Here is a 319-nt window from a genome sequence, read left to right on the forward strand (position 1 = left end):
GTTGTTCTTCGGTGACTTCCACGGTGTTTTCGCCACGCGTAAAGGCGATTCCGGCGCGGCGGTAGACCGGACGAAGGCATTTAATAATCGCCGTGCAAGTGATGCGAGAAGTGTCCAGCCGTTGTGAATTAAGCGAAGTGCCTGACATAACACATGCTCCTCCTTTTCCTTTAAATCAGGTTAAAAGGCGGTCTGAACCGCCTTTTAATGACGGTTACAGGTAGTCAGCGACAACCAGTTGCAGCTTGCCCTTCATCTCGTTGGAGACGGTGGTATTGCCATCCGCGAACAGTTCACGGTTAAGCAGTTGCTCTGCGGC

1 protein-coding gene is annotated in these 319 nt (G+C 52.0%); it reads right to left on the reverse strand.

Going from position 1 to position 319, the window contains the following annotated elements; genetic code table 11:
* A partial coding sequence (locus AC0L3J_RS37820) for an HI1506-related protein (protein WP_473350506.1) occupies window positions 1-148 on the reverse strand: 148 nt, incomplete at its 3' end.
* Between the last annotated feature and the right edge of the window lie 171 nt (window positions 149-319).

The sequence above is a fragment of the Bradyrhizobium sp. Kon37 genome, assembly GCF_055807535.1.